The sequence below is a fragment of the Jiangella alba genome (assembly GCF_900106035.1).
GTDB classification, from domain to species: domain Bacteria; phylum Actinomycetota; class Actinomycetes; order Jiangellales; family Jiangellaceae; genus Jiangella; species Jiangella alba.
The window spans coordinates 899,011-920,302 of record NZ_FNUC01000004.1 but is presented as its reverse complement, the minus strand read 5'-3'; the positions used below and the strand labels follow the sequence as shown (position 1 = coordinate 920,302).

Genomic DNA, 21,292 nt, shown 5'->3' with positions numbered 1-21,292 from the left:
GGATGTTTCGGCACTCTGTTTCCCTCTGCACCCCGATGACCTGTGGTGTTTCGCTTGTTTCCCTTGTTTCGCTAGGTATGGAAGGAAGGCCCCTCAACCCGGCTACACCACATATTTCTTTTTATTCATCCGAGTGCAGATATGTAGTGTTTGAACTAACTACTCACACACCAGTAACAGGGGAAACGTCCTAGAGGTAGCGGCTCCAAGCGTCCTCGAAGTCCACCCTCATGTAGCCCTTCAGGCTGCCGTCGGTGAACCTCACCTGCTTGGGTCCGATGTCGTACTTACGCAGGTGATATGCCAACCTCCGGGCATCCAGAGAGCCACCCTTCATCGTGGCCCAGGGCGACTCCTCCAACTGGTTCAGAGCCGTGATCATCCACTCACTCGGCACCCGGTCCACAGATACGGAATTGAAAATATTCCGGATGTCGTCCAGGAGCTTGACGCCTAGGCTCTGTGCTTCTGCTCCACCTAGCGAAACAAGCGAAACAGCCGAAACACGCGAGGTCAGAGGCCATTCCTTGCCGAAACCGTGTTTCGCCTGATCCGAAACAGCCAGGAGCGGTTCCCACACGTCGGCATTGCGGTCCTCGATGCCCTCGGGCATCTCCGGCTCTGTGAGCTTCGGCCGGATGAAGTTGGACCACTCCTCCAGCCGCTTGGCGATGAGCGCTGCCTCGGCCTTGTGGCGCCTCTCACGCCATGGCTCGACCTGCTCCGAGGTGGACCGGCGCCGCATGCGGATGACCACTGAGCGAGTGAGGATGGTGTCCGGAAGGTTGCCAAGCCCAGCCAGCGCGACGGCGGCATAGGCAGGCAGCTCCTCCGTGACCATCTGCCCCTTGGCTCCCTTGGTGCAGCGACCGACGACGGCGCCCCTCCGATGGCCTGCGTTCAGGACGGCCCTCACGTCCTCGTGGTTGTCCTTGGTCTTCGGGCCGAAGATCGTGTCCACCTCGTCGAACAGGACCGTCACCTGATCGGTGGCGATCTTCCGCACGAGGTAGGCCGGAGTCGCGCTGAAGGCGTGTACGGCCTTGGGCACCAGTGGCTCTGTGACCTCCAGGCACCGGCTCTTGCCGCTGCCCGGCTCGGTCGAGAGGAACGCGATACGGGGCGTGGAGTCCCACACGTCCATCAGCCACGTGTGCGCGATCCACAGCACGTGGGCCACGTGGGCGTCGTCCGATGGGTAGGCGATGAAGCGCCCCGTGAACGCGTAGACCTCGTCCAGGACCTCCGAGGTGAGTGCGGCCAGATCGTCCGGTGGCCCACCAGTGACGCGCGCTTCTCCAAGCGTGTAATACAGCGCCTCGTGGTTGGCGTATAGCCGCTTGTTGGACCCAATCCACTGGATCAGGTCAGTCCGGTTGTTGGTGTCGCCACCCTGGCTTACAAACTCCGTGATGATGGCCTGCCGGTCGCCGTCGGGGAGATCCGCGAATAGCGGGAAGTTCATAGTGGTAGCCTTTCTATTGATCACGGTGTGACGGAAAGGCCCCGGACTGGACTCCCGGGGCCTTTCGCATTCACTCCCCGAACAGGCGGTCGGTGCCGAACTCGGCTTCGGCGGCACTCCAGGCCTTTTCCAGCTCCATGGCTGCACCGGCCAGCGCCCAGCGAACCGGGTGGAATTCCGGCGAGTCCGCCAGTACGACACCTACGGCCTTCACCGCGTTGTTGATCCCCTCAAATAGGGCGTCCTGAGACATGGCTATCCCCTTGAATGGGTGGGTTGGGTTCAACCACAACAACCAACAAGTGGGATTCCAGATGGACGCCCGGGAACTGCTAACTAGATCACGCGGACTTCACAATGGAGACGAGGAGATCCCTGGTCTCTGAGTCCAGCGGGGGTGCGGCTTCTACCGCCCGGCGGATCGAATCCACCGTCTTTGCCTTGGCCAGTGCCTCTTCAGCTTCGGCCAGCTTAGCCGGGTCATCACTCCACCGATGCAGGCTGTTGACTCGCCTGGACAGGGACGCGACCTCTGGGGAAATGCGGTAAGCGCGTGGCACGCCGACCTCCGAATTGCATCAGCCGGACCGCCAGAGGATCTACGAGCGCACCTGCGATCCCGACTGATTTCGGAGCGTAACGGAAGGCGACTTCGAACAAAAGTCACACTCAAACGGCGAGTGTCAAGCGGCCTGCGAGAAGGTCACCCGCTCTTCGTTCAGCTCCCGGTGGCGCCACCGCTTCCCAGCGGCCGTGTGCACCCGCAGCTCACCGATCCAGGCGGGCGACAGCAGCAGCCGGGCGACCTCGCGCTTGGCGGGCATCTCCAAGGACGCCCAGGAGCGCGCCACGCCCTCCCCGGGCTCGATGAGGTCCCGGAGCTGGGTGGGCGTCTGCAGCTCCCGCTCGCGGGCCTCAGCGGCTTCCAGGCGGGCACGCATGCCGCCCTCCACCTTGCCCGCGAAGGCCACACTCAGCCGACCGGCCGACACCCCGGCTTCCAGCTCCACCAGCTCCGCACGGACGGCTGCGACCGCAGCACGAGCGGCGGCCAGCTCGACGGACGCCTCGGCATCGGACTCCCGCATGGCGTCGAAGACGTCGGCCCTGGACAGGTAGCCCAGGATCGCCCCCGTGGCGTACTGGTTGAGCTGGTCGTAGTCCACCCGCACGCAGCCACGCTCACGGCAGTAGTAGTCCAGGTGGTCACCCTTGCGCGTCGCCCGCACGACGATCACGGACCCGCAGACGGCGCACTTGCCGATCATCGACAGAAGGTGTTTGCCGCGCCCGGGACGGCTGGTCTGCCGGGCCGGGTCACGGAGCTTGGCCTGCACCCGGTCGAACTTCTCCGGCGGCACCAGCGCGGGCCAGTTGCCCTGTGTCACCGTGCCCTCGTCCATGCGCGCCCGCCCACCCTTCCGGCCGGGCACGTGGATGCGGCGCCCGGAGTACGCCGGGTTGAGGGCCATGCCACGCAGGTTCTGTGCGCTGAACGGGACGCCGTTCCGGCTCACCCACCCGTCGGCCTTGAAGCGGCGTTCGATCTCGTTGAGCGACACGCCTTCTAGGAGCAGGTCGAAGAGCTGGACGACCATGGGCGACTCGTCCTCGTCCGGGAGCTGGCGGAACGTGCGGACCTGCTTGCCCTCGACGGTCGTGAACTCGTAGACGCGCTTGTAGCCGAACGGGCAGCGGCCGTGCGGCTGGCCGTCGGCGGCCCGCTGGCGGTTCTCGCTCTTGGTCCGGTTGCTGATCTTGGAGCTTTCGTATTCAGCGTCCACGGCGTCAGTCAACAGCGTGCGTCGGTCGTGGCCGTCCGCCGGGTCGTAGAGCACGCCGCGCCCGTCCCGGTGCGAGGTGACGAAGATCTGGACGGCGGCGGCCTCGCAGGCGTCGATGAGCCTGACCCACTCCCACACCTTCCGCGACCCACGGGAGGACTCCCAGAGGATCAGGATCTGCGCGCCGAACCGACCGGCCTCCAAGTCCTCGACCAGCCGCGTGAAGTCCTCGCGGGCGTTGTCGCTGTAGCGCGACGCCCGGCGGTCGTTGTCGTCGTACGGCTCGCCCAGCCGCCAGCCGTTGCGGTCGGCGGCCTCGCTGTTGTCGGCGTGCTGCCGCTTGACGCTGGCGCCGCCGCGCCGGTCGAGCGAGACGCGCAGGTACTCACGGGCCACCAGGGCTGCGAAGGTCTCCATGTGCGCTAGTATCGCACTTGTAAGTTCTAAGGTCGTCGAGGCTGGTTCGGCACACCACGGCGAGGAGGTCGGCCGTGCGGAGCAGGGCGTCGGGGCCGTGCCGCATGCCGAGGCGTCCGCCGTCGACGAGGACGTCGATGCCGTGCCGCGTGACACCGCGCAGCAGGGAGGCGAGCGTGGCCCAGAAGTCGTCGGTGAGGCTCGCGGCCTGGGCCTTCGTGGCCAGTCCGGGGAGGGCGAGCCGCGCGCCGTCGTCGGTGAGGGCGATGGTCTGCCCGCGCAACGTGCGAGGGCTCAGTGCGCCGTTGCGGTGGGCGAGCGCGAGGTTGATGAGGCCGCGCTCGTGGTCGACCTCGCCACGCAGGTGACCCGCCTTGATACTGCTGCTGCCGGCGACATCGGCCTCGACCAGCAGCACTGGACGCGGCCAGGTCAACGCGGCGACCAGGGTGGTCGTGGTGACGCCGGGAGCGCCGCGGACGGAGGTGAACGCGAGCACCGTCATCGGTCGTCACCGCCCTGCGCGGCGTCGAGCACGATGGCCACTCGCCCGGTGGCGGCCTTCGCGACCAGCGTGCCGGCGATGTCGTCGGCGACCACGACGTCGACCACCACGTGCCCGGAGTCGAGGACGGCGGAGACGCCGACCACCGTGGCCGCGACCGAGCGGGGCGGTTCGGACGGCGGAGCGTCGCCGAGGCTAGGCGTGCCGAAGACACGGACGTGGTCGCCCGGGAGGAGGTCGGACTGCGGCAGCTGCGCCTCGGTGACCGCGACGCCGACCACGCTCTGCCCGGCCGCCGGGACGTCGGCCGTGGTGAGCGCGCCGTCGGTGAGCAGCGTGCCGGCCGGCAGATCGGTGCTGGCGCGCTGCCCGACGACGTCAGGGAGCCGGCTCGCCGCGACCGGCCGCACCGCTGGATCGGGCGCCGCCCGCGCCGTGGTGAGCCGGGAGGCGTCGAGCACCTCGCCCCGGTGCACGGTGTCGGTGACGGCCAGCACGGGGACGGTGTCGCCGGACGTCTGCGCCAGGTAGGCCGCGCCCGCACCGCACGTGGCCAGCAGACCGACGCCCAGCCCGATGAGCGCGGGCCGCCGCCGGTAACGCCGCACGGGCGGGCCCGGAGGGTCGAACCCGGCGTCGAAGGGCTGGTCGAACGGGTCGTCGGCGGTATCGGGCCGGATGGTCTGCGTCATGAGGTCTCCTCTCGGATCGCCGCGGTGGGGTCCCGGCTGGTCAGGCCGCCGTGGTCAGCGCCGGTCCGTGGTCCTGGACGGCGGTGGAGAGCCGCTGGATCGCCCGGCTGCAGCGCTGCCGGACGGCTCCGGGGGACAGCCCGAGCTCGCGGGCGACGAGGTGGGCGCCGCCTTGCTGGCCGGGCAGCGGGCAGTAGACGCGCACCAGAAGCTCGGCGTCGTCGGCGGTGATGATCTGCTTGCTGATGCCCCAGGTCAGCGTGGCGAACACCTCGACGACCGGTGCCGGAGCCTGGTGGAACAGCGGTTCGGCGGTGTCGAGGACGGTGGGGTCGACGAGGTCGGGCGCGTCGTCGGCCAGCGACAGGTTGAAGTAGCGCAGGGCGTCCATGCAGAGGTTCACCGAGACCTTGTGCCGCCGTCGGTCGACCGGGTACGTCGCGATGGCGTGCCACAGCGCGGCCACGGCGGCGCCGGTGAGCTGCGGGAGGTCGCCGCGGACCCCGGGCATGCCGAACCGGTGGGCGCGGCGGGCGAGCCGGATGGCGCGTCCGAGCATGACCTGGAGGACGAGGCGGCCGGCGAGGTGGTCGTCGCGCTCGGTGCGTTGGTCGAGCAGGCCGATGAGGAGATCGTCGGCGACGGAGGGTTGATCTCGGCGCGTGCGCCCGATGACGTCGGCGGCATCGGCCAGGACCGTGCAGTCGGCGAGGGCGGGCAGCGGCCAGCGCTTCGGGATGGGGCGAGCGCCGAGCCGGCGCCATTCGGCATTGAGTTGGTCGGTGACGAGAACGGACGAGTGGGCGGGGATGGCGAGCGTGTTCACCAGCGGGCTCCCAACGCGGATCGGAGGGGTGATGACACGCAGAAGTTCAGCCCGAGGGGTTAGCCCGGAAGTTAGCCCTAACGGTCGTTGAGCCGGGTCGAGCGGTTGCCCGTTTTTCGGCGACTCCTGGATTCCGCGTGCAAGACCGGGACATCTCGTGCATCCTGGAAGGCTTTGTCCGTCCCCGGCTGTCACATTCGCCGGCCCGAGCGCACCCATAGACAACAGACGGGTGAGCTGGAGGGGAGTTGCACGTGATCGCTTCGTCGACACCGCGTGCCGTGCTGCGTGGCCTGGCGGCACTGCTCGGCCTCGCGGCCCTGATCCTGGGTGTGCCGGTGGTCCTGTGGGCCGCCGGCGGCTCACCGCTGCCCAGCGAGTGGCCCTCGCTGGCCGACGTCCGCGCCGCCGCCGTTCGTCCCGACGACGGCGCGTTGTTCCTGGCATTGCTGGTCGTCGCCGGCTGGCTGGGCTGGGGCACCTTCGCGCTCAGCCTCGTCGTGGAGATCCCCGCGGCGATCCGTGGACGGCCGGCGCCGCGGGTGCCCGGGCTGCGCGCGCAGCAGCGACTCGTCGCCGGCCTGGTCGCGACGGTGGCCGCGGTCGGCGCGGGTGGTCACGTCGCGTTCGCCGCATCGGGTGCGCCGCCGCCCTGGGAACCGGCGCCGCCCGTCACCACCGACCTGGTCGGCGCGCTGCCTGCCGGCACGCACGTCGTGGTCGACGGCGACACGTTGTGGGACGTCGCGGAGGTTCGGCTCGGTGATCCGCGCAGGTATCCGGAGATCGTGGCGGCGTCGGCGGCGACGGTGCAGCCTGACGGGCGGCGGCTCGTCGACGCCGATCTCATCGTGCCGGGATGGACGCTCACGCTGCCGGCCACGCGCGGAGAGCTGCCCGATACCGGCGGCCCGGCAGCCGATGGAGCCGACGCGACGGGGCCGGTGGGTGCGACCACCGGCGACGCATTGGTGATGGAGGCCGAACCTGGCGACGAACCGCGGACGGAAGCCGATGGGTCGGCGGAGGGCGGCGGGTCGGCGGAGGGCGGCGGGTCGGCGGAGGCCGATGACGACGGTGAGCTGGTGCGGACGGCCGGTGGAGTGGGCGCTGTGCTGGCGGCGGCGCTCGTCGGCGTGCTGGCGGCCCGAAGGGTGCGTGAGCAGCGGCATCGGCGTCCGGGCCGGCGCCTCGGCGGGGGCAGCCCAGCCGATCAGCGCGCCGAGACCGAGCTGCGGCAGGCCGCCGATCCCGTCGCCGTCGACGTGGTCGACCGAGTGCTGCGTGGACTGGCCGCCAAGCTGGCACAGATGGGGCGCGGGCTACCGCCGTTGCGCGCCGTCCGGCTGACCAAGCGCACCCTCGAGCTGTACCTTGCCGCGCCGGCCGAGTTGCCGCCGCCGTTCGCGGGCACCGCGCACGGCGGTGTCTGGACGGCGCCGCTCGACGAGGTGGCGGACGTCGAGGCGGACGTGCCGGCGCCGTACCCGAGCCTCGTCACACTCGGGCACGACCACGACGACGCGCTGGTGCTGCTCGACCTCGAGCAGGTCGGCGCGCTGGTGGTGGACGGCCGGGCCGAGCTGGTGCGGTCGGCGCTGGCGGCGGTCGCCGCGGAGCTGGCCACCAGCGCGTGGGCCGACGACCTGCGGGTCACCGTCGTCGGGGCGCCGGCGCTGGCCGACCTCGACCTGCTCGACACCGGACGGGTCCGGCACGTCACCGACGTCGGGCGGTTGCTGGACGAACTCACGGTGCGGGTCGCGGACGACCGGTTGCTGCTGGCCACGGCTGGTGTCAGCGGCCTCGGCGCGGCCCGCGTCACCCAGGTCGCCGACGCCACGTGGACGCCGGAGATCGTGGTGATCGCGGAGCCGCTGCCGGCCGACCAGTGGGATCGGCTCGAGGCGCTGATCGTCACGGCGCCGCGCGTGGCCGTCGCGGCGGTGGTCGGCAGCGGCGAGCCCGCCGGTCCGCCGTCACGCGGCCACCGGCTGCGCGGCCACGTCCCGCACTCCGGTGGTGCGACGTGGGTGTTGCGGCTGGACGGGACGCCGGAGCGGCCGACGGCCGTCCTCGATCCGCTCGGGGTGCCGATCCGGCCGCAACTCCTGGACGAGGAGACCCGCGGCCGCTTCGGCCGGTTGCTGACGGCCGCCGGAACGGACCGGCCTGACCTGGAGGGGTGTGGTGTGCCGATGGTCGAGATCTCGGCGGGCGACGTGGGAGAGAAGGCGCGCCCTGGTGAGGCTGCGAAGGCTCGGGGCGTGGCGGAACGGGCGACGGGTGCCGCGCCGGCGCGGTCGGATCGCCGCAGGTCCGTCGAGGTGGCCGGTCCGACCCTGCCGCCGGCCACGGCGGCGCCGGGACGGGCGCTGCCGCGACTGCTGATGCTCGGGCCGGTCGAGGTGCGGAACGCCGCTGAGCTGGGCGAACAGACGAAGCTCGGCCAGTTGACCGAGTTGGCGATGTTCATCGCGCTGAACCCGGGCTGCGACTCGACGGCGATCGACGAGGCGATCTGGCCCGGGTCGGCGGTGACGAAGACGACACGTGGGACGGCGATCTCGAAGCTCAGACGCTGGCTCGGCACCGACGCGGCCGGTGCGTCGCTGCTGCCGCGCACCGACAGCGGCTACACGCTGCGCCCAGGCATCCGCAGCGACTGGGACGAGTGGTGCGACCTGCTCCCGGACGGTCCAGCGCGGGCCGGCAACGCCGAGTTGCGGGCCGCGCTCGACCTCGTCAGCGGGCGGCCGTTCTCCGGACGGGGCCGGCGGCGGTACACGTGGGCCGATCACCTCGCGCAGGAGATGATCGCCTCCATCGTCGACGCGTGTCACGAGGTGGCGCTGCGGTCGCTCGTCGACGGCGACGCGTGGGAGGCGCTGCGTGCGGCGCTGCTCGGGTTGTCCGTCGAGCCGGGGGTCGAGCTGTTGTGGCGGGACCGGCTCAAGGCCGAGGCCGCGCTCGGCGATCCAGGCCGGCTGCTGGGGACGATCGAGAAGCTGCGGGCCACGGCGGCGGACCTCGGCGGCGATCTCGAGGCCGAGACGGAGGAGTTGATCGAGCGGCTCCGGGCGGGCGGCGAGCGGGGCGATGCGCAAGGCGGTGTGCGGCGCGCTGGGCAGAGCGGTGCGCAGAGCGGTGCGCAGAGCGGTGCGCAGGGCGCGGACCGCCGGGTGGCGGCGGCCGGCGAACCGGTGACGTCCGGCCAACCGGGGGCGTCTGGCGCTGTGGCGACGTCTGGCGAACCGGGGGCGTCTGGCGCTGTGGCGACGTCTGGCGAACCGGGGGCGTCTGGCGCTGTGGCGACGTCTGGCGCACCGGAGGCGCCCGGCGGGTCCGGCCGCAGGTCGGCGGACGGGGCGGCGGGATCGCACGGGCCCGGCCGACCCCGGTCGACGGCGGGGAGGTGAGCGGCCGCATACGCTTCTGGACATGACCCAAGAACGCGGCGTCGAGGCCCTGCGCGAATCGGGGCTGGCCCATGAGATCGTCCGTCATCCGCCGGTGAACAGCCTCGAGGAGGCCGCCGCCGCGCGCGGGGTCGAGCCGGCCGCCGTCATCAAGACGATCGTGGTGCGACGCGCCGACGACGACTACGTGTTCGTGCTGGTCCCCGGCGACCGCACGATCGCGTGGCCGAAGCTGCGCACGTTGTTCGGCGTCAAGCGGCTGTCGATGCCCGACGCCGAGACGGCGCGCGACGTCACGGGGTACGAGCGTGGCACGATCACGCCGTTCGGGGCGACGCGGGCGTGGCCGGTCGTCGCGGACGAGCGGGTGCTCGGGCGGACGGTGTCGATCGGCGCCGGCGCGTTCGGGGTGTCGGCCACGGTCGACGGCGACGAACTGGTGAAGACGCTCGACGCGACGGTCGCGGACGTCACCGACTGACGGCGGAACCGATCAGGACCGAGGCGAACACCGTCAGCACGGGCGAGCAGCCGGCGTCGACCTTGACGGTGGCGAGGTCGTCGCCGCGGGTGACGCCGCGGTTGACGATGACCACCGGGCGGCCGGTGCGGTGCGCGTGCCGGACGAACCGCAGCCCGGACATGACGGTGAGCGAAGAGCCGGCGACCAGCAGCGCCGCCGCGGAGTCGACCAGCGCGTACGCCGCCTCGACCCGCGGTTTCGGCACGTTCTCGCCGAAGTAGACGATGTCCGGTTTGAGGATGCCGCCGCACACCTCGCAGTCGGCGACCCGGAAATGGGCGGTCGCCTCGATGACGGCGTCGGCGTCGGGCGCGATCTCGGCGTCGGCGACCTCGTCGGCGAAATCGGGGTTCAGCGCCGTGAGCCGGGTGGCGACGTGGTCGCGCGGCACGACCCGGCGGCAGCTGAGGCAGATGACGCGGTCGTAGCGTCCGTGCAGGTCGATGACGTTGCGGCTGCCGGCGGCGTCGTGCAGGGTGTCGACGTTCTGGGTGATGACGCCGACCGCGGCCCCGCCCTCTTCCAGGCGGCTGACCGCGACGTGGCCGGGGTTCGGGCGGGTGCGGTGGACGTGCCGCCAGCCGACGTGGTTGCGGGCCCAGTAGTGGCGACGGCGGTCGGGGTCGCCGACGAACTGCTGGTAGGTCATGGGGGTGCGCGGCGGGGAGTCGGGGCCGCGATAGTCGGGGATGCCGGAGTCGGTCGAGATGCCGGCCCCGGTCAGCACGGCGGCCGGACGGCCCGACAGCACCGAGGTCGCCTCGCCGACGGCCGGCCAGGCCGGGTGGCCGGGGTCGATGCGGTCGAGCACCCTTCGAGCTTATTCGAGGACGGCGGCGAGACCACCCGGCGTCCGGCCGCCGGGCGGCAGTGGTGGGTGGTGGCGGCTCAGTGGGCGGGGCGCGGCGGGGCGCAGGTGTGGCGGGCGCAAGGCGCGGTGCGGGAGCTGGCGCGATGGCGGGATCGCGGCGGCGAGATGCGGGGCAGGCGGCTCAGTGGGCAGGACGCGGCGACGGACTGTGCGGGGCGAAGGCGCGGTGCGGGGAGCTGGCGCGATGGCGGGATCGTGGCGGCGAGATGCGGGGCGGGCGGCGCGGGACGCAGAGGGCGACGGCTCAGGTGCGGAGGAGGGGCGGCATCAGCGCGCTCGTGGACCCACGGCGATAGAGCTGGGCCGGCCGTCCGCCACCGCGGGTGGTGGAGGCGCCGGTGGGCGCGAGGAAGCCGGGCGTGCCGGTGACCTTGCGGTGGAAGTTGCGCGGATCGAGCTCGACCCCCCAGACGGCCTCGTAGACGGCGCGCAGCTCACCCACCGTGAACTCGGAGGGGCAGAACGCCGTGGCCAGCGAGGTGTACTCGAGCTTCGCCCGGGCCCGTTCGACTCCGTCGGCGAGGATCGCGCCGTGGTCGAAGGCCAGCGAGCCCGCCTCTCGCAGCAACGCGTCGACCGGCACGAACCGGCTGGCCGCGGCGTCGCTGCCGGCGACGGGTTCGGGGAGGTCCGGCATCAGCCCGAGGTAGGCGACGGAGACGACGCGTTGTCGGGGGTCGCGGCCGGGGGCGCCGTAGCTGGCCAGCTGTTCGAGATGGCCCAGCGACGGCGCCAGCCCGGTCTCCTCGCGTAGCTCGCGCAGCGCCGCGTCGGGGAGGTCCTCGTCGGGGCGGATGAAGCCGCCGGGCAGGGCGAGCCGGCCACGGAACGGCTGCTCCCCGCGCTCGACGACCAGGACGGCGAAGCGTCCGGAGCGCACCGTGAGGAGCACGAGGTCGACGGTGACCGCGAACGGCGGGTGGTCGGAACCGGCCATGCCGACATCCTATCTCGTCACATTGACGATTACTGCCGAACCGCTTATCGTCGAAACGACGATAAAAGAGAGGACACCAGAGATGGCAGAGATCCGCAGGTTCGGCCTCGTCCGGCACCTCCGGTCGACCCCGACCGAACACGTGGTCCACCAGCGCGGCGACCGCGTCGTGAACAGCGGAACCAGTTGCTCGTTCTGGTTCCGGCCACTGACGGCCGCGCTCAGCGAGGTGCCCGTCGACGATCGCGAGTTGCCGCTGCTGTTCCATGCCCGCACCGGCGACTTCCAGAAGGTGGCGGTTCAGGCGACGGTGACGTACCGGTTCGCCGACCCCGAGCAGGTTGCCGGCCGCATCGACTTCGCCATCGACACCGCGACCGGCCGCTGGCGCTCGGCGCCGCTCGATCAGGTCGCCCACCTGCTGACGGAGACGGCACAGCAGCACGCCGCCGACCTGCTCGTGACGACCGCGATGGCCGACGCGCTCGGCGCGGGCGCGACCGCGATCCGCGAGCGGCTGCGCACCGGTCTCGTCGGCGACGCCAGGCTGGGCGACACCGGCATCGTCGTGCTGGACGTGCGCGTCGTCGCGGTCCGGCCCGATCCGGACATCGAGCGCGCGTTGCAGACGCCGGCCCGCGAGCTGATCCAGGAGGAGGCCGACCGGGCCACCTACGAGCGCCGAGCACACGCCGTCGAACGTGAGCGGGCGATCAGCGAGAACGAGCTGCAGTCGAAGATCGAGCTCGCCGCTCGCGAGGAACGTCTGGTCGCCCAGCACGGCGCCAACGAGCGACGGCGGGCGACGGAGGAGGCGGCGGCCGCGCGGATCGCCGCCGCGGCCGAGGCGGAGCGGATCGGTCTGGCCGCCGCGGCCGAAGCCGACCGCGTCCGGCAGACGGGCACCGCCGCGGCGGACGCGGAGGCTGCGCGGATGGCCGTCCTGTCCGAGCTGGATCACGGCACGCTGCTCGCGCTGGCGCTGCGGGACCTGGCCGGCGGGCTGCCCGAGATCGGCACGGTCAACGTGACGCCGGACCTGCTCACGTCGGTGCTGGCCAAGCTGACCGACGGCGCGGCGCGCTGATGCTCGCGCCGCGCGTCGTGGTGGTGCACCGTCGCACCGAGCTGGAGGAACTGGTCGACCGGCACGGCACCCGAGGCCAGGCCGAGTTCTTCCTGCGGGGCCGCGGTCGTGACCTCGCCGCCGTCCAGCACCGGCACGACGCCGACGAGGCGGCGCGGCAGCAGGTCGCGGTCGCGGTGCCGAGTGACTGGCGGCGCGGCACGGTCGAGCGGGCCGACCTCGACCGGTTCCGGTTCGAGGACGGCGACATCGTGGTCGTCGTCGGCCCGGACGGGCTGGTCGCGAACGTGGCGAAGTACCTGGACGGCCAGCCGGTCGTCGGCGTGAACCCGGACCCGGACCGCAACCCGGGCGTCCTCGTCCGGCACGTGCCGGACCGGGTGGCGCGGCTGCTGGCGGACGTCGTCGCAGACCGGGCCGGCGTCGAGCGGCGGACGATGGTCGCGGCGGAGCTGGACGACGGTCAGCGGCTGCTCGCGGTGAACGAGGTCTTCGCCGGTCACGCCAGTCACCAGTCGGCGCGGTACCTGCTGACGGCGCCGGGGCGCGAGCCGGAGCGGCAGTCGTCGTCGGGGGTCATCGTCGGGACCGGCACCGGGGCGACGGGGTGGTGCGCGTCGCTGGTGCAAGGCCGGCCCGCGCCGCCACGGCTGCCCGGCCCGGCCGACCGCGCGCTCGCGTGGTTCGTCCGCGAGGCCTGGCCATCGCCGTCGACCGGGACGAGCTGCGTCGACGGGCTGCTGCCGGCCGGTGACCGGCTGGCGCTGGCCGCCGAGACCGACGGCCTGGTGGTGTTCGGCGACGGCCTCGAGGCGGACCGGCTCGTGCTGAGCTGGGGGCAGCAGCTGCTGGTGGGGGTGGCTGACGCGACGCTCTGCCTGGTGACCGGGTGAGACCGCTCAGCCGAGGTGGTGGCCGAGGACCTTGCGGTGGGTGTCGCGGGCTTCGGCGTGGCGGGCGCGGCCGTCGTCGGTGGGTTTGACGAACATGGCGCGGCGGTCGTCCATGCACATGGAGCGCCCGACCAGGCCGGCCCGTTCGAGCCGGGCGACGGTGCGGGAGAAGGCGCTCTGGCTGAGGTACATGCCTTCGGCGAGCTCGTGCATGCGGAGCTTCTCTTGCCCCGACTCGATCAGCCGGTCGAGCGCCTCGAACTCGCTGAGGCCGAGCCCGTGCTGGTCCTGCAGCTCGCGGTCGAGGTCGCACGCGACCTTGTTGTAGCAGGTCATGAGCTCGCGCCACTGGCCGACCAGCTCACGCTCCTCCGACGTGCCCATGCAGCGCACCTTAACACCGCCGCCACGTACATGCAAGGACATTAAATGCTTGTGCATCTCATGCACGTGCATGTAACGTCTCGCCTCGTGACTGCAACCGCCGCACCGCGTTCCACCTCTTCTGCACACGACGATCAGCGTTGGACCCCGCGTCTGTGGGGCGTCCTCGGCGTGCTGTGCCTGGTGATGTTCCTCGACGGGCTCGATGTGTCGATGGTGGGCATCGCGCTTCCGTCGATCGGCACCGAGCTGGGGTTGTCGACCACCTCGCTGCAGTGGATCGTCAACGGCTACGTGCTCGGCTACGGAGCGCTGCTGCTCCTCGGTGGCCGCACGGCCGACCTGCTCGGCCGCCGCCGGGTGTTCCTGATCGCCCTCGCCGTCTTCGCCGTCGCCTCGCTGATCGGCGGGCTCGTCGACGACGGCACGCTGTTGATCGTCACGCGGTTCGTCAAGGGTGTCGCCGCCGCGTTCACCGCGCCCACGGCGCTGTCCATCCTGACCACCACCTTCCGCGAAGGGCCGGCGCGCAACAAGGCGCTGTCGATCTTCGCCGTCTTCGGCGCCAGCGGGTACTCGTCCGGGCTCATCCTCGGCGGCCTGCTGACCAGCGCGGGCTGGCGCTGGAACTTCCTCATGCCGGTGCCGCTGGCGATCATGGCGCTGGTCGCCGGCATCGCGCTGATCCCGCGTGACCGTCCCGCCGACGCCGGGGGGCACGACCTCACCGGTGCGGCCACGCTCACCGCCGGCATGCTGCTCGCCGTCTACTCCGTCGTGTCCGCGCCGGAACGCGGCTGGGTCGACCCCGTGACCATCGTGCTGTTCGTGCTGGCCGTCGCGCTGCTCGCGGCGTTCGTCCTGATCGAGCAGCGGGTCGCGCATCCGCTGGTCCGGCTCGGCATCCTGCGCATCGCCACGATCGTGCGGGCGAATCTGGGCATGATCGCGCTGTTCGGGTCGTACCTGAGCTTCCAGTTCATGCTGACGATCTACTTCCAGGCGGCGCTCGGCTGGACGCCGCTGCGGATGGCGCTCGCGCTGCTGCCGGCCGGCCTGATCGTCGCGTTCGGCTCGCCGTACATGAGCCGGGTCATAGACCGGTACGGGACGCAGCGGCCGATCATCGCGGCGCTGGTGTCGCTGAGCGGCGCGTACCTGTGGTTCCTGGCCTTCGGCGGGGATCCGTCGCCGGCCTACGTGACGGACATCCTGCCCAGCGTGGTGCTGATCGGCCTCGGCTTCATGCTCGCGTTCTCCGCGCTCATGTCGCAGGCCACGGCCGGCGTCGACGACTCCGAGCAGGGGCTCGCGGCCGGGCTGGTCCAGACGTCCGGGCAGATCGGCGGCGCCGTGGTGCTCGCGGCGACGACGGCGCTCGTGACGGCCGGGTCGCACTCGGCCGAGGGCATGGAGGCAGCGACGTTCGACCAGTTCCGGCCCGGCCTGGTGCTGGTGACGGGGGTCGCGATCGCCGGCCTGGCGGTGATGGTGCTCAGGCGGCGCCGTGACGACGACGTCGAGCCGGACCCCGTCGAGGACGACAAGGTGCTGGAGCCGGCAGCGCTCTGACCAGAGGGTCCGTGGGGCCGGGGCCACCCCGGCCCCACGGACCAGCCGGGGGCTTCAGCGCACCCGCGAGAGGTTCGGGGTGCGTTGCGACGGAATGGCCCCGCCCGGCGAGCCGTCGCCGTCGTCGTCAGAGGAGGACGGGGAGGGCGACCCGTGCGCGTCGTCGATGGCGGCCTGGACCGCGCGCTTGCGCTTGACCCGCTCGATCAGCACGGCCACCCCGATGCCGGCGATGACCACGCCGCCACCGACCAGGGCGTCGACGACGTAGTGGTTGCCGGTGAGCACGATGGTGGCGAACATCAGCAGCGGCATCGTGGCGCCGATGATGCGGACGACGAGCACCCGCGACAGCGCCACCCACGCGATGCCCAGCAGCAGGATCCAGCCGAAGTGCAGGCTGGGCATGGCCGCGTACTCGTTGACGAACGTGGGCGAGTTCATCTCGCGGTACGTCGGCGCCTCGAGCGAGATGGTGTCGACGAAGCCGTGCCACGGCAGGAACCGCGGCGGCGCGAGCGGGTAGAACGCGAAGATGACCAGGCTGAACGCGCCCGATGCGAGCAGCGCGTTGCGGTAGAACGGATAGGCCGCCGGGCGGCGGGCGATGAGCCAGACCAGCGTCAGCACGAACACCGGCCAGTAGCCGTAGATGTAGAAGCCGTTGGCGGCGTCGACCGCCCATTCGTGGTCGAGGATCAGGCCCTGGAGGTCGGTCTCGACGTTGATGCCGAGCGTCTTCTCGAACGAGATGACGTCTTCGGCGTGACGGAACGCGGCGTCGACGCGGTCGCTGGTGAGGCCGCGGACGAGCGTGTAGAGCAGGGCGGCGGAGAGCAGGAACGCGATCTCCTTCGCCGCCGTGGCGAGTCGTGAGTCGGAGCGGACGCGGCGCAGCGTGGGCGGTCGCCGCGACATGGTGTCCGAGGCCATCGGTCCTCCAAGCTGGCGACGTGCGAGGAGCGCCAGCACCCCCGTGAAGTTTGCCTCTACTTGTCGGCCGACAAGTGGTGTGGGTCTCACGCTACGACCGCACTTGTCGGCCGGCAAGTAGTTAACGTATTGTGTGGCCGCCCTCACTTCCCGATCAGCGAGGCGGCGACGGAGATGACCGACGAGGGACGGCCCGGCGCGGATACCGCCGGAAACATCCGCGAGGTCGCGCTCGACCTGTTCTCCCGGCAGGGCTACGAGCGTTCGACGCTGCGTGAGATCGCCGACGCACTGGGCATCACCAAGGCGGCGGTCTATTACCACTATCGGACCAAGGTGGAGATTCTCGACGACCTGTTGCGGCCGATGGTCGACGGCGAGGACTGGATCATCGCCGACGCGGAATCCGACACCGCGGCCATCGGCACCGCGGGCTGGCGGCTGACGCTCGTCGAGCGCTACATCGACCTCCTGCTGGCGCACCGGCGGGTCGCCACGTACGCGATGAACGATCTCGCCGGCGTGTCGAACTCGACCTTGCTCAGCCGCATGCGCGCCAACGACGCGCGGCTGGCGGCGCTGCTGGCCAACGGCGATCTGTCGGTGGAGCAGCGGGTGCGCACGTCGGCGGCGCTGGGCGTCGTCGTCGCGATCCTGGCGCTGCCCGACGTCTCGAACGAGGAGCTGCGGCCGCAGTTGCTGCGCGTGGTGCGCGACGTGCTGGGGCTGACGGAGCACCTGCGCGACGTGGCATCGGCCTGACGCGGGCGACCCAGCGGCGGAGCACGCCCGAGCGGCACCACCCCGGGGGGCGAGAATGGTGCCGCTCTTGACACGAGGCTAGTCCGGCCGAGGTCGAACGCGAAGGGAACGGGGAAAAATCTTGCGCGGCGCCGTGACACGTGGGGCAACGGGGAGTCGTGTGCTTGTCGTGACACTTGCGGCGGTCCTGCCGCTGGTGGCCTGCTCGGATTCGACGGAGACCGGCTCACCCTCCGGCGGGGGTACTCCCGGCGCGACCTCGGCGAACCCGTCGCCGGAGGAGCCGCGGCAGCCCGACTGCGACAGCCCCTGCTACGGCGAGGCCGAGAACGTCGGCACGCTCGGCGACGACACCGTCGTCGAGGTCAGCGGCATGGCGGGCAGCGTCCGCACGCCGGGCCTCTACTACGTCGTCGGCGACGAGCCCGGCACGTCGGAGGTGGCCGTGGTCCGCGCCGACGGCACGCTCGTCGCGGCCATCGAGCTGGCCGGCATGGACACCGAGAACGCCGAGGCGCTCGCCGTCGGCCCGTGCGGCGACGACCCGGACACGTCCTGCCTGTACGTCGGTGACATCGGCGACCACGTCGGCCGCGACCACGTCGTCGTCTACCGTGCGCCGGAACCGGACCTCGACGACCCGCCGGGCAGCGTCGACGCCGACGCGCTGGAGTACCGCTACGAGGACGGCCCGACCGACGCCGAGGCGCTGCTCGTGGACCCCGACGGCCGTCCGCTGATCGTCAGCAAGGCGCCGTTCGACGAGGACACCGGCGAGACCGGCAGCACCCGGCTCTACCGGGGCCCGGCGGACGGCGGTGAGCTGGCGCTGCTGGGCGAGGTCGCGGTGCCCGAGCCGGAGAACGGGTTCCTCGCTGGACTGGTCGGCAACGTCGTCACCGACGCGTCCGCCGACCTCGCCGCCGGCCGGGTGCTGCTGCGCACGTACGACGAGGTGCTGGAGTACCGGTCGCCCGATCCGGGCGCCGACGTCGCGACGTTCCCGGACTGGCCGTCGCGGCGGGTCCCGCCCGGGAACGTGCTGCAGGCCGAGACCGTCGCGTACGTCGTCGGCGGCTGCGGCTACCTGACGACGTCCGAGCTGACGGGGTCGGTCGACGCGGTCGGGTGCACCGACTGACCGGGCCGTAACGTGTCGTCCACCCCGACGGAGTTTGGAACCCTATGCATGACAACCGCGCCCTGGTCGAGAAGCGTCTGAAGCGAATCCTGGGCCAGCGGCTCAGGCCGGCCGTCCACCGCACGGTCGCACCCTTGTCCCTGACGGTCTGGCACGTCGAGGGCGGCCAGGGCGAGCCGGTCCCCCCGCGGGTCGCGCTGCCCGGCGGCGAGGCGGTCGCCGACGGCCGCTACGTCCCGGTCGAGGTGGGTGAGCGGTGGGGGCCGCCGTGGGGCACGTCGTGGTTCCACGTCACCGGCGAGGTGCCCGCCGCGGCGGTCGGCCGCCGGGTCGAGCTGGTACTCGACCTCGGCTGGGAGGACCGGTTCCCCGGATTCCAGGCCGAGGGCCTGGCGTACCGGCCGGACGGCACGGTCGTGAAGGGCCTGCACCCGCGCAACGTGTGGCTGCCGGTCGGCGACCCGGTGTCCGGCGGCGAGCGGATCGACCTCTACGTCGAGGCCGCCGCCAACCCGCGGCTGGAGGGCGACTCGCCGTTCGCCGTGACGCCACTGGGTGAGAAGTCGACCGCCGGCAGCGAGCCGCTGTATCGCGTCAACCGCGCCGACGTCGCCGTGTTCGAGCAGGACGTGTGGGAGCTGTGGCAGGACCTCGAGGCGATCGGCGGACTGATGCCGCAGCTGCCCGAGGGCGAGCCGCGACGGTGGCAGCTGCTGCGCGCCGTCGAGCGGGCGCTGGACGCGCTGGACCTGCAGGACGTCGCCGGCACCGCGGCTGCCGCCCGGGCCGAGCTGACCGGCGTCCTCACCAAGCCGGCCAACGCCAGCGCGCACCGGCTGTCCGCCGTCGGGCACGCGCACATCGACAGCGCGTGGCTGTGGCCGGTCCGCGAGACCGTCCGCAAGGTCGCGCGCACCACGTCGAACGTGGTCAGCCTGCTGGACGAGTACCCCGACCTCGTCTACGCGATGTCGTCGGCGCAGCAGTACGCCTGGATCGAGGAGCACCGTCCCGAGGTCTTCCAGCGCGTCGCCGAGCAGGTCAAGGGCGGCCGGTTCGTGCCGGTCGGCGGCATGTGGGTCGAGTCCGACACCAACCTGCCCGGGTCCGAGGCGATGGCCCGGCAGCTGGTGCACGGCAAGCGGTACTTCCTGGACCGGTTCGGCGTCGACACCCAGGAGGTCTGGCTGCCCGACTCGTTCGGCTACTCGCCGGCGTTGCCGCAGCTGGTGACGCTGTCGGGGTCGCGCTGGTTCCTCACCCAGAAGATCTCCTGGAACAAGCAGAACGTCTTCCCGCACCACTCCTTCTGGTGGGAGGGCCTCGACGGCACCCGCGTCTTCACCCACTTCCCGCCGGTCGACACCTACAACTCCGACCTGTCCGGCGGGGAGCTCGCGCATGCCGTCCGCAACTTCCGCGACAAGGGCGACGCGAACCGCTCGCTGGTCCCGTTCGGCTGGGGCGACGGCGGTGGCGGCCCCACCCGCGAGATGATCGCGCAGGCCCGCCGGACGGCCGACCTGGAGGGCTCGCCGCGGGTCGCCATCGAGAAGCCGTCCGAGTTCTTCGCCGCCGCCGAGGCCGAGTACCCGAACGCGCCGGTGTGGACCGGCGAGCTGTACCTCGAGATCCACCGTGCCACGTACACGTCGCAGGCCAAGACCAAGCAGGGCAACCGGCGCAGCGAGCACCTGCTGCACGAGGCCGAGCTGTGGTCGGCGACGGCGGCCGTGGCGGGCGCGGCCGACTATCCGTACGACGACCTCGACCGCATCTGGAAGGTGGTGCTGCTCAACCAGTTCCACGACATCCTGCCCGGCTCGTCCATCGCCTGGGTGCACCGTGAGGCCCGCGACCAGTACGCCGGCATCGCGGCCGAGCTGACCGAGATCGTCGGACGGGCCCAGCGCGCGCTCGCGGGCGACGGCGACACCACGGTCGCGTTCAACGCGGCGCCGCACGGCCGCCGCGACGTCCCGGCCTTCGCGGCGGCTCCGGTGGCGCTGCCGTCGCCGCCGACGGAGGTCGTCGCGGCCGACGGCGGCTACGTCCTCGACAACGGCCTGCTCCGGGTGACGGTCGACGGCCGCGGGCTGCTCACGTCGGTGCTCGACCTCGAGGCCGGCCGCGAAGTGCTGGCCGGTCCCGGCAACCTGCTGCAGCTGCACCAGGACCTCCCCAACCAGTGGGACGCCTGGGACGTCGACGAGTTCTACCGCAACACCGTCACCGACCTCGTCGACCTCGACGAGCTCAGCGCCGACGGCGACACCGTCAGGGTGGCGCGCACCTTCGGCGACTCGCACGTCGTCCAGGAACTCACCCTGGCGGCCGGCGCCAACCGCGTCGACGTCAGCACCGAGGTCGACTGGCACGAGCGGGAGAAGTTCCTCAAGGCGGCGTTCCCGCTGGACGTGCAGACGCAGCGGGCGGCGTACGAGACGCAGTTCGGCCACCACTACCGGCCGACGCACGAGAACACGTCGTGGGACGCGGCGCGATTCGAGGTGTGCGCGCACCGGTTCGTGCACCTCGAGGAGCCCGGTTACGGTGTCGCGCTGGTCAACGACTCGACCTACGGCCACGACGTGCGCCGCGGCGCGTCGCCCTCCGGCGGCACCACGACGACCGTGCGCCTGTCGCTGCTGCGGGCGCCGCGCTACCCCGACCCCGAGACCGACCAGGGCGTGCACACGCTGCGGTACTCGCTGGTGCCGGGCGCGTCCATCGACGACGCGGTGCGCGAGGGGTATGCGCTGAACCTGCCGGCGCGGCTGGTCGAGGGCGCCGGGCACGAGGTCGAGCCGCTGGTCCGGGTGAGCGGCGGGTCCGTCGTCGTGTCGGCGGTCAAGCTGGCCGACGACCGCTCCGGCGACGTCGTCGTGCGGCTCTACGAGTCCGGCGGCGGGCGCGCGACGGCGACGCTGACGGCGTCGTTCCCGCTGGCCGGTGTCGAGGAGACCGACCTGCTGGAACGGCCGGTCGAAGCGTCAGCGCTGGTCACCGGCGGTGACGACGTGACGCTTCGACTGCGGCCGTTCCAGATCGTGACGCTGCGGCTGCGCCGGGCCTGATCCG

The 21,292-nt window shown here is 71.7% G+C and carries 18 protein-coding genes; 8 read left to right on the top strand and 10 right to left on the bottom strand.

What is annotated here, in order from left to right:
- Window positions 1–190: 190 nt before the first annotated feature.
- The 6 genes from BLV02_RS22095 to BLV02_RS22070 form a co-directional block, all read right to left on the bottom strand.
- Window positions 191–1,489: a DUF3631 domain-containing protein gene (locus BLV02_RS22095; RefSeq protein ID WP_141711444.1), complete on the bottom strand. Its 1,299-nt coding sequence runs from the start codon at window positions 1,487–1,489 to the stop codon at window positions 191–193.
- Between the two features lie 46 nt (window positions 1,490–1,535).
- The gene (locus tag BLV02_RS22090) at window positions 1,536–1,718 is read right to left on the bottom strand and encodes a hypothetical protein (RefSeq protein ID WP_069110160.1); all 183 of its coding nucleotides are present in this window, start codon (window positions 1,716–1,718) and stop codon (window positions 1,536–1,538) included.
- 430 nt (window positions 1,719–2,148) lie between these two features.
- Complete coding sequence (locus BLV02_RS22085; protein ID WP_069110159.1) at window positions 2,149–3,666, bottom strand: recombinase family protein; 1,518 nt, start codon at window positions 3,664–3,666, stop codon at window positions 2,149–2,151.
- Entirely contained in the window at window positions 3,635–4,171 is a 537-nt protein-coding gene (locus BLV02_RS22080) for a hypothetical protein (RefSeq protein ID WP_069110158.1), read from the bottom strand. Before BLV02_RS22080 ends, BLV02_RS22085 begins: the two co-directional genes overlap by 32 nt.
- Window positions 4,168–4,863, bottom strand: a complete 696-nt coding sequence (locus BLV02_RS22075) for an SAF domain-containing protein (protein WP_069110157.1) — start codon at window positions 4,861–4,863, stop codon at window positions 4,168–4,170. Before BLV02_RS22075 ends, BLV02_RS22080 begins: the two co-directional genes overlap by 4 nt.
- A 40-nt stretch (window positions 4,864–4,903) precedes the next feature.
- Entirely contained in the window at window positions 4,904–5,689 is a 786-nt protein-coding gene (locus BLV02_RS22070; protein WP_069110156.1) for a sigma-70 RNA polymerase sigma factor region 4 domain-containing protein, read from the bottom strand.
- Window positions 5,690–5,943: 254 nt separating this feature from the next.
- Between BLV02_RS22070 and BLV02_RS36655 the strand changes: the two genes are divergently transcribed.
- Window positions 5,944–9,108 (top strand): hypothetical protein, encoded by a 3,165-nt coding sequence (locus BLV02_RS36655; RefSeq protein ID WP_176986535.1) that lies wholly within the window; start codon window positions 5,944–5,946, stop codon window positions 9,106–9,108.
- 22 nt (window positions 9,109–9,130) lie between these two features.
- Window positions 9,131–9,589, top strand: coding sequence for an aminoacyl-tRNA deacylase (locus tag BLV02_RS22060; RefSeq protein WP_069110154.1), 459 nt, complete (start codon window positions 9,131–9,133; stop codon window positions 9,587–9,589).
- Here the strand turns inward: BLV02_RS22060 and BLV02_RS22055 are convergent.
- Together BLV02_RS22055 and BLV02_RS22050 are read right to left on the bottom strand one after the other, a co-directional pair.
- Window positions 9,579–10,442 (bottom strand): NAD-dependent protein deacetylase, encoded by an 864-nt coding sequence (locus BLV02_RS22055; RefSeq protein WP_216094068.1) that lies wholly within the window; start codon window positions 10,440–10,442, stop codon window positions 9,579–9,581. The genes BLV02_RS22060 and BLV02_RS22055 overlap by 11 nt on opposite strands.
- Window positions 10,443–10,746: 304 nt before the next feature.
- Window positions 10,747–11,439, bottom strand: a complete 693-nt coding sequence (locus BLV02_RS22050) for an NUDIX hydrolase (protein ID WP_069110153.1) — start codon at window positions 11,437–11,439, stop codon at window positions 10,747–10,749.
- Here BLV02_RS22050 and BLV02_RS22045 point away from each other — a divergent pair.
- Both BLV02_RS22045 and BLV02_RS22040 read left to right on the top strand, forming a co-directional pair.
- Window positions 11,405–12,526, top strand: a complete 1,122-nt coding sequence (locus BLV02_RS22045) for an SPFH domain-containing protein (protein WP_216094067.1) — start codon at window positions 11,405–11,407, stop codon at window positions 12,524–12,526. The two genes, BLV02_RS22050 and BLV02_RS22045, sit on opposite strands and share 35 nt — an antisense overlap.
- Complete coding sequence (locus BLV02_RS22040) at window positions 12,526–13,419, top strand: NAD(+)/NADH kinase (protein ID WP_171906682.1); 894 nt, start codon at window positions 12,526–12,528, stop codon at window positions 13,417–13,419. The genes BLV02_RS22045 and BLV02_RS22040 overlap by 1 nt, the downstream gene beginning before the upstream one ends.
- A 6-nt stretch (window positions 13,420–13,425) precedes the next feature.
- Here the strand turns inward: BLV02_RS22040 and BLV02_RS22035 are convergent, their stop codons facing one another.
- Window positions 13,426–13,803 carry a MarR family winged helix-turn-helix transcriptional regulator gene (locus BLV02_RS22035; RefSeq protein ID WP_069110150.1) on the bottom strand — a complete coding sequence of 126 codons (378 nt, stop codon included), beginning with the start codon at window positions 13,801–13,803 and terminating at the stop codon, window positions 13,426–13,428.
- A gap of 60 nt (window positions 13,804–13,863) precedes the next feature.
- Here BLV02_RS22035 and BLV02_RS22030 point away from each other — a divergent pair, with 60 nt between their 5' ends.
- On the top strand, window positions 13,864–15,375 hold the full coding sequence (locus tag BLV02_RS22030; protein WP_083288384.1) for an MFS transporter: 1,512 nt from the start codon (window positions 13,864–13,866) through the stop codon (window positions 15,373–15,375).
- Between the two features lie 54 nt (window positions 15,376–15,429).
- Here BLV02_RS22030 and BLV02_RS22025 read toward each other — a convergent pair whose 3' ends face one another.
- Window positions 15,430–16,308 carry a phosphatase PAP2 family protein gene (locus BLV02_RS22025; RefSeq protein ID WP_069110149.1) on the bottom strand — a complete coding sequence of 293 codons (879 nt, stop codon included), beginning with the start codon at window positions 16,306–16,308 and terminating at the stop codon, window positions 15,430–15,432.
- 174 nt (window positions 16,309–16,482) lie between these two features.
- Here BLV02_RS22025 and BLV02_RS22020 point away from each other — a divergent pair, with 174 nt between their 5' ends.
- The 3 genes from BLV02_RS22020 to BLV02_RS22010 all read left to right on the top strand — a co-directional run bounded on the left by BLV02_RS22020 (window position 16,483) and on the right by BLV02_RS22010 (window position 21,288).
- Entirely contained in the window at window positions 16,483–17,070 is a 588-nt protein-coding gene (locus BLV02_RS22020) for a TetR/AcrR family transcriptional regulator (protein WP_069110148.1), read from the top strand.
- Window positions 17,071–17,239: 169 nt separating this feature from the next.
- A complete protein-coding gene (locus tag BLV02_RS22015) occupies window positions 17,240–18,211 on the top strand; it encodes a hypothetical protein (RefSeq protein ID WP_069110147.1) in 972 nt (323 codons plus the stop codon).
- Window positions 18,212–18,255: 44 nt separating this feature from the next.
- Complete coding sequence (locus BLV02_RS22010) at window positions 18,256–21,288, top strand: alpha-mannosidase (protein ID WP_069110146.1); 3,033 nt, start codon at window positions 18,256–18,258, stop codon at window positions 21,286–21,288.
- Window positions 21,289–21,292 lie beyond the last annotated feature (4 nt).